General features: G+C 56.5%; 1 pseudogene. It reads right to left on the reverse strand.

The window, feature by feature from the left end:
• Nucleotides 1–1,286 (reverse strand): annotated as a pseudogene (locus QU605_RS15275) (hypothetical protein); the annotation flags it as partial.

Below are 1,286 nucleotides of genomic sequence, written 5' to 3' on the forward strand. Positions count from 1 at the left end.
CCATCCGGCACGCCGTCACCATCGGTATCCACCGAGTCATCGGATCCTTCGCAGATGTCACAGCTATCAGGCACGCCATCCCCATCGGTGTCGATGGAATCATCCCCGCTTACGCAGATATCGCATCCATCTGGTACGCCGTCACCATCGGTATCTACCGAGTCATCGGATCCTTCGCAGATGTCACAGCTATCAGGCACGCCATCCCCATCGGTGTCGGTAGAATCATCCCCGCTTCCGCAGATATCGCATCCATCCGGCACGCCGTCACCATCGGTATCTACCGAGTCATCGGAGCCTTCGCAGATGTCACAGCTATCAGGCACGCCATCCCAATCGGTGTCGGTAGAATCATCCCCGCTTCCGCACATATCACATCCATCTGGTACGCCGTCACCATCGGTATCCACCGAGTCATCGGAGCCTTCGCAGATGTCACAGCTATCAGGCACGCCATCCCCGTCGGAGTCGATGGAATCATCCCCGCTTCCGCAGATATCACATCCATCTGGTACGCCGTCACCATCGGTATCTACTGAGTCATCGGATCCTTCGCAGATGTCACAGCTATCAGGCACGCCATCCCCGTCAGAGTCGATGGAATCATCCCCGCTTCCGCAGATATCACATCCATCCGGTACACCGTCTCCATCGGTATCAACCGAGTCATCGGAACCTTCACAGATGTCGCAGCTATCAGGTACGCCATCCCCGTCGGTATCTATGGAATCATCTCCAGTGGTACAGATATCACATCCTTCCGGTACACCGTCTCCATCGGTATCTACCGAGTCATCGGAACCTTCGCAGATGTCACAGCTATCAGGCACGCCATCCCCATCGGTGTCGGTAGAATCATCCCCGCTTCCGCAGATATCGCATCCATCCGGCACACCGTCACCATCGGTATCTACCGAGTCATCGGAACCTTCGCAGATGTCACAGCTATCAGGCACGCCATCCCCGTCGGTATCTATGGAATCATCCCCGCTTCCGCAGATATCACATCCATCCGGCACGCCGTCACCATCGGTATCTACCGAGTCATCGGAGCCTTCGCAGATGTCACAACTATCAGGCACGCCATCCCCGTCGGCATCTACGGAATCATCCCCGCTTACGCAGATATCGCATCCATCCGGCACGCCGTCACCATCGGTATCTACCGAGTCATCGGAGCCTTCGCAGATGTCACAGAAATCCGGGATGCCATCCCCGTCAGAGTCGATGGAATCATCCCCGCCTGTGCATATGTCGCATCCATCTGGTACGCCGTCACCATCGGT

The organism is Robiginitalea aurantiaca, from assembly GCF_030380815.1.
GTDB lineage: Bacteria > Bacteroidota > Bacteroidia > Flavobacteriales > Flavobacteriaceae > Robiginitalea > Robiginitalea aurantiaca.